The sequence below is a fragment of the Mycolicibacterium peregrinum genome (assembly GCF_001665625.1).
GTDB classification, from domain to species: Bacteria; Actinomycetota; Actinomycetes; order Mycobacteriales; family Mycobacteriaceae; genus Mycobacterium; species Mycobacterium peregrinum_B.
Genome location: NZ_LZSY01000166.1, coordinates 1 through 14080, shown reverse-complemented (window position 1 = coordinate 14080; position 14080 = coordinate 1). Strand labels below are relative to the sequence as shown.

Sequence of the window (14080 nt, the reverse complement as noted above, 5' to 3'; positions counted from 1 at the left end):
GCAGATCACAGGGCCACCACCACCGTCTTGGTGGCGGTCACGGCATCGAGTGCCTCATAACCTTTTTCGCGGCCGTATCCGGATTTCCTGAAGCCGCCGAACGGGAGCTCCACGCCGCCGCCGGCACCGTAGGTGTTGACGTACACCTGCCCGGCGACCACATCGGCGGCAAGCCGGTGGGCCCGGGACAGATCCCGCGTCCACAACGCAGCCAACAACCCGTACTCGGTTCCGTTGGCCAGCGCGACCGCCTCCGGCTCGTCGTGAAAGCTGTTGACGGTCAACACCGGGCCGAAGACCTCCTGTTGGGCGATGGGCGAGGCGGGATCGACGGCGTCGATCACAGTAGGGGCGAAGTAGGCACCGTCGCCGAGTTCGTGGTCCTGCGGGGGCGCACCACCGCACAGGACCTCACCGGTGGCGTTGCCCGACACCAGATCGGTCACCCGCTGCTGCTGCCTGCGGGAGATCAGCGGACCCAGATCGCGATCGGCGATCCCGGGTCCGATGCTGACTTGCCGGAACCTGTCGAGCACCAGCTCCAGGAGCTCGTCGTGCACCGTCGTCTCGACGAGCAATCGCGATCCCGCCGAACACGTCTGGCCGGCGTTCTGCAGGATCGCCCTCGTGATGAAGTCGGCCGCGCGGGGCAGGTCTGCATCGGCGAAGACGATCTGTGGGGATTTCCCGCCGAGTTCCAGCACCACCGGAACCACCCGGTCTGCGGCGGCGTGGGCGATCTCGGACCCGACTCGGGTCGACCCGACGAATCCGATGGCATCCACCCCGGGGTGTGCGGCCAGTGCGGCGCCGGCCTCGGCTCCGATCCCGGTGACCACGTTGACGATCCCGGCGGGCAATCCCACCTCGACGGCGAGCCGGGCGAACTCGACTGCGGTGCGTGGTGTTTCATCGGCGGGCTTGAGCACCACGGTGTTGCCTGCCGCGATTGCCGGTGCCACCGCACGAGCCAGCAGCTGCATCGGGTAGTTCCAGGCGATGATGTGGCCCGTGACCCCCAACGGCTCGCGGCGGGTGTAGACGTGCAGGTCCTCGGTCAGCGGGATGGTCTGGCCGTAGTAGCTGTCGATCGCGTGGGCGTAGAAATGGAAATACCGTGCGGCCACGGCGATGTCGGTACGGGCCTGGCTCAGCGGTTTGCCGGTGTCCTCACATTCCAGCAGCGCCAGTCTCTCCCGGTGGCCGTCGATGACGTCGGCGATCGCGCCGAGTGCGTCGGAGCGCTGTGCGGGCGCCGTCTTGCGCCACGCGCCGAACGCCCGGCGCGCCGCGGTGACCGCTCGGTCGATCTCGTCGGCGCCGCCGCGTGCCACCGCTCCGATCGACCGCCCCGTCGCGGGATCGATGTTGTCGTACTGCTGGGACGAAGGCACCGACGCGCCGTCGATGAATGATTCGGTCATCGCGGCCGTACCCCGTCGAGGAACAGCCGCACCAAGATCCGCATGCGCTTGTCCAGGTCGTCGGGATCCCAGGTCACGCCCCAGAGAGCGCCGGTGGCGGGTCCGCCGACGACCATGCTCAGAAAAGCCCCTCCCACCACGGCGGGGTCGTCGATCTCGATGATTCCGGCCTCGGCGTGGCGGGCGAGAACCTCGGCGATGAAGGTCAGGGCCGGCATGGTGCCCTGGTCGTATACGAGCCGGAACAGGCGCGGGAAGCGGTTGCCTTCCGCGTTGAGGATGCGCTGCAATGCGACGCCGGCCGGACTGGTGATGCCCGCCAACCGGATCCGGCCGATGGCGAGCAGCGTCTCTTCCAGGTCATCGGTCTCGGCGGCACGTAGCGTCTCGATCGGGACCAACCACCGGTCCACCGCACGTTGCACCGAGGCCTCGAACAGGGCGGACTTGTCGGGGTAGAGGCCATAGATGGTGCGCTTGGCCATGCCCGCGGCGGTCGCGATGCCGTCGATGGTGGCGCGCTCGAATCCATTCTCCAGGAACACTTCCAGCGCGCAGTCGAGCAACTCGACGTGGCGCTGTGCGGCCTGCTCCCGGGTGGGGCGGCCCACTTGACGAATTCGGTCCACGGCGTCACAGTAGCAGTAATGAAACGCATTAGGTGCTATTAATCGGGAGTTCTCCCAAATTCGTCAGGAGCCACCATGACTGCAGTCGACCAACTCCTCGCCCTGCAGACCGCGCCGGATCGCTACGACATTGCACCCGCCGACGTGCGGCAGCTGCAGATCGACGCGGTCAACGAGCGGTTCACTGTGCGCGCCGAACAGATCCCATTGCTGCGCAACCGATCTCAGTCTGCCGACATCGCCAAGGTGGTCGAGGTCCAGGACCTGGTGCCGCTGCTGTTCGCCCACGGCGCCTACAAGAGCTACGCCCAGAATTGGCTGACCGACGGTCGATGGGACCGGATGGCCAAATGGGTCGGCACGGTCTCCACATGTGATCCGGCGGGAGTCGACGTCGGCGGGGTCGCCGGTATCGACGACTTCGTGACCCGGATGGAGTCCGTCGGGTGCTATCTGACCTGCTCCAGCGGCACCACCGGAAAGCCGGCCATGATCGCCTGCTCGGAGTCCGACCTCGACGTCGCCTCACGGGCCAATGTCACCGGATTGACCTGGGCCACCGGCATACCGGCCGACGGCACCCGCAAGCTGTTCGGCCTGGGGCCGCGCACCAATGTCGAGCGCAACGAACGCACCAGGATCGCGCTGGTCGAGGCGTTCTCGACCGAGGCCGACACCTATCAGCTGCCCGTCGACCCCATCTCGGTGGGTTCCATCATGGGCATGATCGACCTGCGCCGCCGCATTGCCGACGGCACGGCCGGCCCCTCGGAGATCGCTGCATTCGAGACCACCAGCGCCGGTCGGCAGAGCGCGATGGACATCGCCACCGCCGGCGCGGTCGATGAGCTGATCGCCAGTCGGGAACGGCAACTGTTGCTGACCGGGATGTTCGCCTCCCTGTACCAGGTGGCTCAGGGGGTACGGGCAAAAGGAATCTCCGGCAACGACTTCCGTGATGACACCGCGCTGCTGGTGGCGGGCGGTCTCAAAGGTGCCGCGCTGCCGCCGGACTACCGGGAGTTCATCTTCGACACGTTCAACATCGCCGACGAGCGGGTGTACCACTTCTACACGATGCAGGAACTGAACACCCCGTTCCCGAAGTGCCCGGCCGGCCGCTACCACGTGCCGCCATGGGTATTGCTGCTGCCACTCGACGAGCCCGGCGAGAACCTCGTCGACATCTCATCCGGACCGGTGCAGGCGCGCGGCGCGTTTTTCGACGTGTCGCTGGACGGCCGCTGGGGCGGGGTCATCTCCGGGGACCGCATCGACGCCGATTTCGGTGCCTGTGAGTGCGGTCATCAAGGTCCGACCGTCGGGCCGGACATCACCCGCTACGCCGATCTGGGCGGGGACAAGATCACCTGCTCGGGCACCATCGACGCCTACGTGCGGGGTGAGGCATGAGCCCGCTGAACGCTTTGTTCATGATTCGCGGTGAGCTCGTCGAGGGTGACGCGGTCCGCCACACCTCCCGCGATCTGGGCATCGACTTCATCACGCCGGCAATCGATCTGGATGTCCTGATCACGCCCCGCGCCCAGCTGCCGCCACTGCTGGACGTGCCGCTGGCCGAGATCATCGACTTCCTCGTCGAGACCGGCGAGCGACTGGCGCTCGACGACAACCCGCACCTGCAGCGCTGCCTGGATCTGGTGGCCGAGACCAACCCGCTGCCCCGCCGGGTGGTGGAGAACCTGTACCGCACCGCTCCGGAGTTGCTGCGCCGCGACAGTCTGTGGGCGCAGGTCGACTCGAACTTCGCCGACCCGGCGGTGCTCGACGGCTGGGTGAGCCGGACGGATGCGGCCGGCAACACCGGTGCGATCCGGGCCTTCCCGCCCCGCATGGTGCACATGCTGGCCGGCAACGCCCCGGCGGGTTGTATCGCCTCGATCGCCCAGGGCGCTCTGGTCAAGGCCGTCAACCTGTTCAAGATGCCGTCCTCAGACCCGTTCACCACCGTTGCGGTATTACGGACCATGGCCGAGATCGACGCCGATCATCCTGTGGTGCAGTCGATGTCGGCGGTGTACTGGGCCGGCGGTGATGAGACGGTCGAGCGCACCATCTACCGTCCGCAGTACTTCGACAAGATCGTGGCGTGGGGCGGTGGACCGGCCATAAACAACGTCATCCGCTACCTGGGGCCAGGAATTCAGCTGGTGTCGTTCGACCCCAAGAGCTCCATCTCGATGATCGGCCGTGAGGTGTTCGCCTCCGACGAGGTGCTGGCCGAGGTGGCCGAGCGGGTAGCCGCCGACACCTGCGTGTTCAACCAGGAGGCCTGTCTGGCAAGTCGATTCGTCTTCCTGGAGACCACCGATCCGGCCGAGGCCAGGCGGTTCTGCGCCGCGCTCTGGCCGCGGCTGGGCGCCGACCGGATGTTCGGGTCGGCCGTGGCGCCGTTGCCGCCCACCGACGTCCGCGACGAGATCGAGGTGATGGGTGCGATGGGTGACGAACTCGAGGTGTTCGGCCGCTTCGACGGGCGCGGCATGGTGCTGCTGTCCGACACGCCGGTGGACTTCCAACCGTCGAACAAAGTGTCCAACGTCGTCATGGTGGCCTCGCTCGACGACGCGATCCGCCACGTCAACGTTGCGACCCAGACCATCGGCGTCTACCCCTATGAGCGCAAGGTCCAGCTGCGCGATGCGCTTGCCGGCGCAGGTGGCCAGCGGGTGTGCCGGGTGGGCACCGCCAACGGCCATGTCGCCGGTGGTCCGCACGATGCGATGTACCCGCTGGCCCGGTTCGTGCACTGGATGGGCGACGACGATATTTTCGGCGGCAATCTCAACGTCAATGCCAACGCGGCGCTGCCGGTGGCTACCGGGTAACCGCGGCGGATCGGCGTACGCTCCGTGCATGTCCGTGTCGTCGCGAACCTCGGTTCGGCGGCCAGGCGTCGTCGAGTCGGTGATCAGTTGGGCTCTATGGGCCTTCGTCGGCCTGATTGCCGTGTTACTGGCGTTCGCCGCGATCTTTCCGGTGGGCTTCAGCGGCGCGTTTCCCGACCAGGCCGATGACGCGGCGACCATGGCGGGATGGGCGGTGCTGACCGTGGCGCTGGTCGTCCTTGCCCCGATCGGCATGGCGATCGGGCATTGGCGGCACTGGCACATCTGGTACTGGCCGGTGCTGTGCGCCGCCTCGGCGGGCACCACGCTCGTCTTGCTGCAGGCGTTGTAGACGTCGTATCGAGCGCGGTAGGACCGGCCACGTAAACTGGAGGGCCGGAGTTTTAACCGGAAAAGGGGCGTACCTGCATGAGCGGCCATTCCAAGTGGGCCACCACCAAGCACAAGAAGGCCGTCATCGATGCCAAGCGCGGCAAGATGTTCGCCAAGCTGATCAAAAACATCGAGGTCGCGGCACGTGTCGGCGGGGGAGACCCGTCCGGTAACCCCACCCTCTACGACGCCATCCAGAAGGCGAAGAAGAGCTCGGTGCCCAACGACAACATCGAGCGCGCCCGCAAGCGCGGCGGTGGCGAAGAGGCCGGCGGCGCCGACTGGCAGAACATCACCTACGAGGGTTACGGCCCCAACGGGGTGGCGGTGCTCATCGAGTGCCTCACCGACAACCGCAACCGTGCCGCCGGCGAGGTGCGGGTCGCGATGACCCGTAACGGCGGCAACATGGCGGACCCGGGCTCGGTGGCCTACCTGTTCTCCCGCAAGGGCGTGGTGACGCTGGAGAAGAACGGTCTGACCGAGGACGACGTACTGATGGCAGTCCTGGAGGCCGGTGCCGAAGAGGTCAACGACCTCGGCGACGCCTTCGAGATCATCTCCGAGCCCACCGACCTGGTCGCGGTGCGCACCGCGCTGCAGGACGCCGGCATCGACTACGACTCGGCCGAGGCCAGCTTCCAGCCCTCGGTGAGTGTGCCCGTCGACCTCGAGGGCGCCCGCAAGGTGCTCAAGCTCGTCGATGCGCTGGAGGACAGCGACGACGTGCAGGACGTGTACACCAACATCGACATCCCCGACGATGTCGCTGCGCAGCTCGACGAGGAGTAGCCACTGCCCGAGCCGCCCCCCTTCAGCCCGACCGTCGGGTTGCTCACTGTCAGCCGAGTCTGGGAATCCGCGTTCACCGACGCGCTGAAACCCCTCGGACTGACCACTCGCAAGTACGGGCTGCTGGGGCATGTTCGGGGTAATCCGGGTATCTCGTTCAGTGAACTCGCGCGACGTTCGCGCATCACGGTGCAGAGTGCACACGCCGCCGTGGCGTCGTTCGTCGAGGCGGGTCTGGTCGACGATGCGACGGCGCATGCCGGCGCCGCATCGACACTGCAGGTCACGGCAAAAGGAGCGGCACTGTTGGACCGGGCTGCCGAGGTGGTGACCACCCTCGATGCGCAGTTCGCCGCCGAACACCCCGAACTGACCGAAGCGCTCCGCGCTTATATGACTCGGATCATGCCCGGTTCCCCATAACCTTCAGCTAGGCTGAAGGTTATGGAAGGCGTGGGCTCATGAGTTTTCGGCACTACCTGCGCCGGCCGCCGGCGGTCAGCGCCGCCGAGGCAGTCCGACTCGTCGAGGCGGGCGCACTGGTCATCGATGTCCGTCGCGCTTTCGAGTGGAATCGGGTCCACATCCCGGCTGCGGTGCACATGCCGCTCGAGGAATTGCCCGAGCGTTGCCTGGACCTCCCCGACGACCGCCTGCTCATCACCTTCTGTACCGGCGGGATCCGGTCGGCGGGTGCGGCGAACCTGTTGGTGGAGAACGGTTTCGAGGCCGTCAACATGAGTGGCGGCCTGATCCACTGGCGTGCGGCGGGTGGACCGCTCACCGGGTGACGGTCAGCGCAGTGCAGCGTCGATGGGCGTCGACCCCGAAATCACCTCGAAGGTCCGGCCTGCGGTCTCCGGCTCGTGCAGTACGGCGAGGAGTATTCGAGCGACGTCCTCACGGGGAATGCTGCCGCGTCCGGTGGCTTCGGCGACCGTGACAGTTCCGGTCCCGGGATCGTCGGTGAGCCCGCCCGGCCGCACGATCGTGGTGCGTAGGCCCGCGCGCGCCCGAACGTCGGCGTCGGCCTCCGACTTGGCCCGCATATAGGCGCGGAACACCTCGTCATAGTTCTTGTCGAGCGAGCGATCGTCGGCCGCAAGGGCCGACACCATCACGTAGCGGCTCACGCCCGCCGCCTCGGCCGCGTCAGCCAGCAGGGTCGCGGCATCCCGGTCGACGGTCTGTTTGCGGGCGGCGCCGCTGCCCGGCCCGGCGCCGGCCGCGAACACCACGGCATCAGCGCCGCGCACGGCGTCGGCCACGTCGTCGACCGATGCACTCTCCAGGTCCAGCACGACCGGGGTCGCCCCGGCCGCCTCCAGGTCCGCCGACTGGGCCGGGTTGCGGATGAGCCCGACCGCCTCGTCCCCTCGTGCGGCCAGCAACCGTTCGAGGATCAGGGCGATCTTTCCGTGTCCGCCCGCAATGACCACGCGCATTTCCGTACCTCCCACCGACACGGTAGCCCGGGTCGTTCAGCGGGTCAGGAAGCGGCCGATCTCCTCGGCAGTCTGTTCGGGTTGATCGAGCATGATGAGCACTCGCGCATCCGCGATCTGGCGCAGCTGCCCGTCGGGTAGCAGGTCGGCCAGTTGCCGCCCGTGTGCGGGCGGCATCACGGTGTTGTCGCTCCACAACACCAGCGACGGGCCGGTGAAATCGGCGAGGGAGTTGGTGGCCCGGATCAACTCGGCTTTGTCGAATCGGCTGCGGCAGTAGCTGATCAGGTCGCGGCGGATCCGCCGATCGGCCAGCGCGGCTTCGGTCCAACCCTCGAAAAGATGTTGGGGGATCGGTTTTTTCGCCATCTCGCCCCACAGTATCGGTTGCCGGCGCAGCCACTCGATGCGCATCTGGCGTAGTGCGAAGGAGACGGTGCCGGTGGTGCGGCTGGCGAGCCACAGCACCTTGGCGTAGGGCGCTGGTGGGAAGTTGTCGAACGCCTCCGACGGGCAGATCACCAGTCGTGCCACCCGTTTGTCGCGTCCGGTGTCGGTCAGGAACAGCGGTCCGCCCCAGTCGCTGACGATCAGGGTGACGTCCGCCAGATCCAGGGCGTCGAGGAAATCGGCGACGATGCCGAGCATCCCGTCCATCCTGAGATCCGCGTCCTCCCGCATCGGGATGCGGTGTCCACCCAAGGGGAGCACCGGCAGCAGATAGCGGAACCCGGCAGGCAGCAACGGCAGCGTCGTCGTCCACTGCGTGTCGTTCATCAAGAGTCCGTGCAGCAGCACCACCGGCGGCCCGGACGGATCCCCCACTTCGCGATATTCGATGGTCCCCGCGGGCAGTTCCACTGATTTCATGGCGACCTTCCTGGCATTAGAACGGTGATTCTAGAATTTATGCTCTAGTGTGTCGGCAGGAGGTTCAGATGGCAAGGTCCACGCGGGAAACGATCCTGACCGCCACCGCCGAACTGATGCGGCACAAGGGCTACGCGGCGGTCGGCATGAAGGACATCGTCGCGGCCTCCGGCGCCCCGATCGGGTCGCTCTATCACCATTTCCGGGGCGGCAAGCTGCAGATCGCCCGCGAGGCACTGGTCGATGCGGGAGCTGCCTACGGGCTGCTCATTCCGACGATCGTCGATGAGTACGACGACCTGGGCCGTGCGGTCGAGGGGGTGTTCAGCCAAGCCGCGGAGGACATGGCAGCCAGCGGCTACGCGAACATGTGCCCGGTCGGCACGGTGGCGGCCGAAACCTCTGACACCGTCGAGGAGTTGCGGGTTGTCGCGGCGGGGGTGTTCACCGCGTGGCTCGACGGCGGCGCCGCCTATTTCGCCCAACGAGGCGTGGACCCGCCGATGGCGCGCGAGGTGACGATTGCGATCGTCGCGGCACTCGAAGGCGCGTTCATCCTGGTGCGCACGCTGCGTGACGTCGAACCGCTGCTGGCAGCCGGCCGCGCACTGGCCCCGCAGTATCGGGGGATCGCGCTGGGGGTCCGAGTGTTGACCGATACGACGAATTGAGCGCACTGCACCCCTCGTTCGCGCGGTTACGGTGATCTCGGTCGTTTGTGGGTGCGCTGGGAAGGCGGGGTCATGCAGTTGGTCAACGCGGCGGTGACCGACCCGCACGGGGTCACCTGGATGGTGCGACGCAAGTGGATGTACGCCCCGGATACGTGGGGAGACTCCGACGGTGTGGTCGGGGCGATCTTTGCCATCGTCTCGCTGCTGGTTCTTCTGGCCTGGCCGATCTGGTTCGCGGCGAAGTTTCTCGGGGTGCCCTGGAAGATCGTGATCGAGCGGGCAGGGCGGGAAGTCGGCACCGAACGCGTCAGGGGTTGGCGGGCATCGGGGCGACGGATCGACCAGATCCGCCAGAGCATCCTCGGGGCGGGTGTCTCGCACTACCGGTGATTGGCGTGTCCCTGCCACACCCCGCCGACCCGGCCCGCTAGGCTATCGAACAGATGTTCTGACGAAGGGGTTCGTGTGCGGGTGATGGGAGTGGATCCCGGGTTGACGCGCTGCGGCCTGTCCGTGGTGGAGAGCGGCAAGGGCCGGCAGGTCACCGCCCTCGATGTGGACGTGGTCCGCACCCCGGCCGACGCACCGCTGCAGAAGCGGCTGCTGGAGATCAGCAACGTTGCCGAGTACTGGATGGACACCCACCGACCCGACGTGATCGCGATCGAACGCGTCTTCGCACAACAGAACGTGTCGACGGTGATGGGTACCGCCCAGGCCGGCGGGGTGATCGCCCTGGCCGCGGCTCGCCGCGACATCGAGGTGCACTTCCACACCCCCTCGGAGGTCAAGGCGGCAGTTACCGGAAACGGTCGTGCCGACAAGGCTCAGGTCACCGAGATGATCACCAGAATTCTTGCGCTGCAAGCCAAGCCGTCTCCGGCGGACGCCGCCGACGCGCTGGCCCTTGCCATTTGCCACTGCTGGCGCGCCCCGATGATCGAGCGCATGGCCGCCGCCGAGGCCATGGCGGCCGAACAACGCCGCAAGTACCAGGCCCGGTTGAAGGCCACCGCGAAGGCGGCCCGGACATGATCGCCTCGGTGCGCGGCGAGGTCATCGACATCGCCCTCGACCATGCCGTGATCGAGGCCGCCGGTGTCGGCTACAAGGTGATGGCCACGCCCTCGACGCTGGCCAACCTGCGCCGTGGCACCGAATCGCGGCTGATCACCGCGATGATCGTGCGCGAGGATTCGATGACGCTCTACGGGTTCGCCGACGGCGACGCCCGCGACCTGTTCCTGACACTGCTCGGCGTCTCCGGCGTGGGCCCCAAGATCGCCTTGGCGACATTGGCGGTCTATGACCCGCAGGCCCTGCGGCAGGCGCTGGCCGACGGCGATGTGACCGCGCTGACCCGGGTTCCCGGTATCGGCAAGCGCGGTGCCGAACGCATGGTGCTGGAGCTGCGGGACAAGATCGGTCCGGTCACCCCAGGGGCCATCGGTGGGGCGATCGGCCACGCAGTGCGCGCTCCTGTGGTGGAAGCCCTTGTCGGACTTGGCTTTGCCGCCAAGCAGGCGGAGGAGGCCACCGACAAGGTGCTGGCCAACGACCCCGAGGCCACCACGTCTTCCGCGCTGCGGGCCGCGCTGTCCATGTTGGGTAAGAAGTAAATGGGCCGTTTCGACGACACCGAGGAACCTGACGAGCGGGAGGTCTCGCCGGCGCTGACGGTCGGCGAGGGCGACATCGACGCCAGCCTGCGACCGCGCTCCCTCGGAGAGTTCATCGGTCAGCCCCGGGTGCGGGAGCAGCTACAGCTGGTCCTCGAGGGCGCCAAGAATCGCGGTGGCACACCGGATCACATCCTGCTGTCCGGCCCGCCCGGGCTGGGCAAGACCTCGCTGGCGATGATCATCGCGGCCGAGCTGGGCTCGTCGCTGCGGCTCACCTCGGGCCCCGCGCTCGAGCGCGCCGGTGACCTGGCGGCGATGCTGTCCAACCTCGTCGAGCACGACGTGCTGTTCATCGACGAGATCCACCGCATCGCCCGGCCGGCCGAGGAAATGCTGTACCTGGCGATGGAGGACTTCCGCGTCGACGTGGTGGTCGGCAAAGGCCCTGGCGCCACGTCGATCCCGCTCGAGGTCGCACCCTTCACGTTGGTGGGGGCCACCACCCGGTCCGGTGCGCTGACCGGCCCCCTGCGGGACCGCTTCGGGTTCACCGCGCACATGGATTTCTACGAGCCGGTCGAACTCGAGCGGGTGCTGGCCCGGTCGGCAGGCATCCTCGGCATCGAGTTGGGTCGCGAGGCCGGTACCGAGATCGCCCGGCGCTCCCGCGGTACACCGCGTATCGCCAACCGGCTGCTGCGCCGGGTCCGGGACTACGCCGAGGTCCGCGCCGACGGGGTGATCACCCGCGACATCGCCAAGGCCGCGCTCGAGGTCTACGACGTCGACGAACTCGGGCTCGATCGCCTGGACCGTGCAGTGCTGTCGGCGCTCACCCGCAGTTTCGGCGGTGGCCCGGTCGGGGTGTCGACGCTGGCGGTGGCCGTAGGCGAGGAGGCCTCCACCGTCGAGGAGGTCTGCGAACCCTTCCTGGTGCGCGCCGGCATGGTGGCGCGAACGCCGCGGGGCCGGGTGGCCACGCCGCTGGCGTGGACTCATCTGGGTATGCAACCGCCAGTTACCGGACTGGGACAGCCGGGGCTGTTTGAATAGGCGGCATGGTTATCGCCGGTCTGGTGTTCGCCGCGCTCGCCGCGGCCCTGCATGTCTACATCTTCGTCATGGAGTCGCTGACCTGGACTTCACCGCGGACCCGCGCCACCTTCGGCATCAGCGAGGAGGAGGCGCAGGCGACCAAGGAGCTCGCCTTCAACCAGGGCTTCTACAACCTGTTCCTGGCGATCGTCACGGTGGTCGGCATCGTTGCGGTTGGCATGGGGCATAACGCAGTTGGAGCTGCCCTGGTGTTCGCCGGGGTGGGTTCCATGTTGGCCGCCGCCGCAGTGCTGCTGACCAGTTCGCCGGACAAGGCGCGGGCAGCCATCACCCAGGGCGCGTTCCCACTGATCGCGGTCGTCTTGCTCGCGGTCAGCCTGCTCTAGGCCGTTCGCAGACGCGGCCCCATAGGTTCGAGCATGAGCACTTGACCCTCACGCGACGTGAGGCGCCAGTCTGATCAACATGACGCAGGAGTTGCCGGTGGATGAGCTCACCGTCGGCCAGGTGGCTGAGCGATTTCGCATCACGGTCCGGACACTTCACCACTACGACGAGATCGGGTTGTTGACCCCGTCCCGGCGTGGCGCCTCGGGATACCGGGTCTACACGTCGGCCGACCTGACGCGGCTGTCCCAGATCATCGTGTACCGCCGGCTCGAGTTCACGCTTGACGAGATCGCGAGCCTGCTGGACGAGGGCGATGAGGTCAGTCACCTGGTCCGTCAGCGCGAACGCGTCATGACCCGTCTCGACGAGATGAAGGACCTCGTCGAGGCCATCGATCAGGCATTGGAGAAGGCAATGACGAACACCCCCATGACCGACGACGACATGCGCGAACTCTTCGGCGACGACTTCGACGACTATCAGGCCGAGGTCGAACAGAAGTGGGGCGAGACCGCGGAGTGGAAGGAGTCGCAGCGTCGAACGAAGGCCTACGGCAAGGACGAGTGGATCCAGATCAAGACCGAGGGAGAAGCCGTCGAGCAGGCTCTGTCCGACGCTTTCCGCAGTGGACTTCCGGCTGACTCCGACGCGGCGATGGATGCCGCCGAACGGCACCGGCTCCACGTGAACCGCTGGTTCTACGACTGCCCGAGCGAATTCCACCGCAAGCTGGGAGACATGTACGTGAGCGATCCGGCATACGTCGCAAGGTACGACGAATCTTTCGCGCTTCCGGGCTTGGCGGTGTTCTGCCGCGACGCGATTCATGCGAACGCGGACCGAGCTGCTCGCTGACGGGACAACGGCTTGCTGCGCCAGATACTGATTGGCCGCGGTCCTTATCCAGGACCGCGGCCGCTCAGGGGATTCTTCCCTTGTGGGGAAGTCTGTTACAGCAACCCGAGCAGTTTCAGATCGCTGATGTATTTGACGATGATCTCGCGGGTGACATGCGGGATGTCCTTGTCGGGGCCGATCTTCGCGTCCTGCACCGCAGCACGGAACACGTCGGTCGGCGCCATCGCGCCGTTGACCGGCACGCCGGGCTGCTGGTAGTTGTGCAGCAGCGGCAGCAGTGAGGCCTGACGCTGCTTGTCGGGCAACGCCCGCAGCGTGGTCTCGAAGCGGGACAACCACTCCTGGTAGTCCTCCACGCGCTGGATCGGGTAGCCGGCCTCGACGAGCCAGTCGACGAATTCGTCCATGCCGAGGCCGTCATCGTGCGGGTTCATCACGTGGTAGGTCTCGAAGCCGTCCTGGGCATGGGCGCCCAGGGTGGAGATGGCCTCGGCGATGAACTCGACGGGTAGACCGTCGTAGTGCGAGCGCTGGCGGTTGCCGTCCGCGTCGAGCTGGTTGAAGGACTTCGGCGCGACACCGGTGGCGACGAGGCTGAACATCATGCGGGTGAACATGTCCGGCAGGTTCAACTGCCCGGCATAGGTGGTGTCGGCCAGGATCATGTCGCAGCGGAACACCGTCACCGGCAGGCCGGCCAGATCGTGGGCTTCACGCAGCAGGACCTCACCGGCCCACTTGCTGTTGCCGTATCCGTTGGCGTAGCTGTCGTCGACACGTCGAGAGGGGCTGATGGTTCGAATGTCAGCGTCCTCCACGAACTTTCCGTGCTCGATACCGCCGCCCACGCCGATGGTCGACACGTAAGCGAACGGCTTGATCCGCGTGGTGAGCGCGATACGGATGAGCTCGGCAGTGCCAAGCGCGTTGGGTCCGAACAGTTCGCTGTAGGGCAGCACGTGGTTGACCAGTGCGGCCGGGTCGACGATGAAGTCGACGGTGTCGGCCAGGCGCTGCCAGGTCGCCTGGTCGAGGCCGAGGTCGGCCTCACCCTTGTCGCCGGCGATCACTTCGAGGT

At 67.0% G+C, this 14080-nt stretch carries 18 protein-coding genes; 13 read left to right on the top strand and 5 right to left on the bottom strand.

Features of this window, described 5'->3' with window-relative positions:
* Positions 1 to 5 precede the first annotated feature (5 nt).
* A complete protein-coding gene (locus A5779_RS26040; RefSeq protein WP_064886612.1) occupies positions 6 to 1424 on the bottom strand; it encodes an aldehyde dehydrogenase family protein in 1419 nt (472 codons plus the stop codon).
* Positions 1421 to 2053 carry a TetR/AcrR family transcriptional regulator gene (locus A5779_RS26035; RefSeq protein ID WP_064886611.1) on the bottom strand — a complete coding sequence of 211 codons (633 nt, stop codon included), beginning with the start codon at positions 2051 to 2053 and terminating at the stop codon, positions 1421 to 1423. Before A5779_RS26035 ends, A5779_RS26040 begins: the two co-directional genes overlap by 4 nt.
* A gap of 75 nt (positions 2054 to 2128) precedes the next feature.
* Here A5779_RS26035 and A5779_RS26030 point away from each other — a divergent pair, with 75 nt between their 5' ends.
* From A5779_RS26030 to A5779_RS26005, 6 genes are all read left to right on the top strand, one after another.
* Positions 2129 to 3466: a long-chain-fatty-acid--protein ligase gene (locus A5779_RS26030; RefSeq protein WP_064886610.1), complete on the top strand. Its 1338-nt coding sequence runs from the start codon at positions 2129 to 2131 to the stop codon at positions 3464 to 3466.
* On the top strand, positions 3463 to 4902 hold the full coding sequence (locus tag A5779_RS26025; protein WP_064886609.1) for an acyl-CoA reductase: 1440 nt from the start codon (positions 3463 to 3465) through the stop codon (positions 4900 to 4902). Before A5779_RS26030 ends, A5779_RS26025 begins: the two co-directional genes overlap by 4 nt.
* A gap of 28 nt (positions 4903 to 4930) precedes the next feature.
* Positions 4931 to 5254 carry a hypothetical protein gene (locus tag A5779_RS26020; protein WP_110777744.1) on the top strand — a complete coding sequence of 108 codons (324 nt, stop codon included), beginning with the start codon at positions 4931 to 4933 and terminating at the stop codon, positions 5252 to 5254.
* A gap of 77 nt (positions 5255 to 5331) precedes the next feature.
* Complete coding sequence (locus tag A5779_RS26015) at positions 5332 to 6087, top strand: YebC/PmpR family DNA-binding transcriptional regulator (RefSeq protein WP_064886608.1); 756 nt, start codon at positions 5332 to 5334, stop codon at positions 6085 to 6087.
* Between the two features lie 3 nt (positions 6088 to 6090).
* Positions 6091 to 6510, top strand: a complete 420-nt coding sequence (locus A5779_RS26010) for a MarR family winged helix-turn-helix transcriptional regulator (RefSeq protein ID WP_064886607.1) — start codon at positions 6091 to 6093, stop codon at positions 6508 to 6510.
* 38 nt (positions 6511 to 6548) lie between these two features.
* Positions 6549 to 6878 (top strand): rhodanese-like domain-containing protein, encoded by a 330-nt coding sequence (locus A5779_RS26005; RefSeq protein WP_064886606.1) that lies wholly within the window; start codon positions 6549 to 6551, stop codon positions 6876 to 6878.
* A 3-nt stretch (positions 6879 to 6881) separates the two neighbouring features.
* Here A5779_RS26005 and A5779_RS26000 read toward each other — a convergent pair whose 3' ends face one another.
* Together A5779_RS26000 and A5779_RS25995 are read right to left on the bottom strand one after the other, a co-directional pair.
* Positions 6882 to 7532, bottom strand: a complete 651-nt coding sequence (locus tag A5779_RS26000) for an NAD(P)H-binding protein (protein ID WP_064886605.1) — start codon at positions 7530 to 7532, stop codon at positions 6882 to 6884.
* Positions 7533 to 7568: 36 nt separating this feature from the next.
* Positions 7569 to 8402 carry an alpha/beta fold hydrolase gene (locus A5779_RS25995; RefSeq protein ID WP_064886604.1) on the bottom strand — a complete coding sequence of 278 codons (834 nt, stop codon included), beginning with the start codon at positions 8400 to 8402 and terminating at the stop codon, positions 7569 to 7571.
* 68 nt (positions 8403 to 8470) lie between these two features.
* Here A5779_RS25995 and A5779_RS25990 point away from each other — a divergent pair, with 68 nt between their 5' ends.
* From A5779_RS25990 to A5779_RS25960, 7 genes are all read left to right on the top strand, one after another.
* Entirely contained in the window at positions 8471 to 9073 is a 603-nt protein-coding gene (locus A5779_RS25990; RefSeq protein WP_082941857.1) for a TetR/AcrR family transcriptional regulator, read from the top strand.
* Positions 9074 to 9145: 72 nt separating this feature from the next.
* Positions 9146 to 9466, top strand: coding sequence for a hypothetical protein (locus tag A5779_RS25985; protein ID WP_064886603.1), 321 nt, complete (start codon positions 9146 to 9148; stop codon positions 9464 to 9466).
* 75 nt (positions 9467 to 9541) lie between these two features.
* Complete coding sequence (gene ruvC / locus A5779_RS25980; RefSeq protein ID WP_064886602.1) at positions 9542 to 10111, top strand: crossover junction endodeoxyribonuclease RuvC; 570 nt, start codon at positions 9542 to 9544, stop codon at positions 10109 to 10111.
* Positions 10108 to 10695 (top strand): Holliday junction branch migration protein RuvA, encoded by a 588-nt coding sequence (gene ruvA / locus A5779_RS25975; RefSeq protein ID WP_064886601.1) that lies wholly within the window; start codon positions 10108 to 10110, stop codon positions 10693 to 10695. Before ruvC ends, ruvA begins: the two co-directional genes overlap by 4 nt.
* Positions 10696 to 11751, top strand: a complete 1056-nt coding sequence (gene ruvB, locus A5779_RS25970; RefSeq protein ID WP_055113446.1) for a Holliday junction branch migration DNA helicase RuvB — start codon at positions 10696 to 10698, stop codon at positions 11749 to 11751.
* Between the two features lie 5 nt (positions 11752 to 11756).
* A complete protein-coding gene (locus tag A5779_RS25965) occupies positions 11757 to 12140 on the top strand; it encodes a DUF1304 domain-containing protein (RefSeq protein ID WP_064886600.1) in 384 nt (127 codons plus the stop codon).
* Between the two features lie 97 nt (positions 12141 to 12237).
* Positions 12238 to 12999, top strand: a complete 762-nt coding sequence (locus tag A5779_RS25960) for a MerR family transcriptional regulator (protein ID WP_064886623.1) — start codon at positions 12238 to 12240, stop codon at positions 12997 to 12999.
* A gap of 95 nt (positions 13000 to 13094) precedes the next feature.
* On the opposite strand, the gene A5779_RS25955 is transcribed toward A5779_RS25960, so the two are convergent.
* A partial coding sequence (locus tag A5779_RS25955; protein WP_131811696.1) for an SDR family oxidoreductase occupies positions 13095 to 14080 on the bottom strand: 986 nt, incomplete at its 5' end.

What these genes read in the sequence shown, in the direction of transcription:
- A5779_RS25995 (WP_064886604.1), bottom strand. Translation starts at nt 8,402, where the DNA reads ATGAAATCAGTGGAACTGCCCGCGGGGACCATCGAATATCGCGAAGTG.
- A5779_RS26020 (WP_110777744.1), top strand. Translation starts at nt 4,931, where the DNA reads ATGTCCGTGTCGTCGCGAACCTCGGTTCGGCGGCCAGGCGTCGTCGAG.
- ruvB (WP_055113446.1), top strand. Translation starts at nt 10,696, where the DNA reads ATGGGCCGTTTCGACGACACCGAGGAACCTGACGAGCGGGAGGTCTCG.
- A5779_RS25985 (WP_064886603.1), top strand. Translation starts at nt 9,146, where the DNA reads ATGCAGTTGGTCAACGCGGCGGTGACCGACCCGCACGGGGTCACCTGG.
- A5779_RS26000 (WP_064886605.1), bottom strand. Translation starts at nt 7,532, where the DNA reads ATGCGCGTGGTCATTGCGGGCGGACACGGAAAGATCGCCCTGATCCTC.
- A5779_RS26040 (WP_064886612.1), bottom strand. Translation starts at nt 1,424, where the DNA reads ATGACCGAATCATTCATCGACGGCGCGTCGGTGCCTTCGTCCCAGCAG.
- ruvA (WP_064886601.1), top strand. Translation starts at nt 10,108, where the DNA reads ATGATCGCCTCGGTGCGCGGCGAGGTCATCGACATCGCCCTCGACCAT.
- A5779_RS26015 (WP_064886608.1), top strand. Translation starts at nt 5,332, where the DNA reads ATGAGCGGCCATTCCAAGTGGGCCACCACCAAGCACAAGAAGGCCGTC.
- A5779_RS26030 (WP_064886610.1), top strand. Translation starts at nt 2,129, where the DNA reads ATGACTGCAGTCGACCAACTCCTCGCCCTGCAGACCGCGCCGGATCGC.
- A5779_RS25990 (WP_082941857.1), top strand. Translation starts at nt 8,471, where the DNA reads ATGGCAAGGTCCACGCGGGAAACGATCCTGACCGCCACCGCCGAACTG.
- A5779_RS25965 (WP_064886600.1), top strand. Translation starts at nt 11,757, where the DNA reads ATGGTTATCGCCGGTCTGGTGTTCGCCGCGCTCGCCGCGGCCCTGCAT.
- A5779_RS26005 (WP_064886606.1), top strand. Translation starts at nt 6,549, where the DNA reads ATGAGTTTTCGGCACTACCTGCGCCGGCCGCCGGCGGTCAGCGCCGCC.
- A5779_RS26025 (WP_064886609.1), top strand. Translation starts at nt 3,463, where the DNA reads ATGAGCCCGCTGAACGCTTTGTTCATGATTCGCGGTGAGCTCGTCGAG.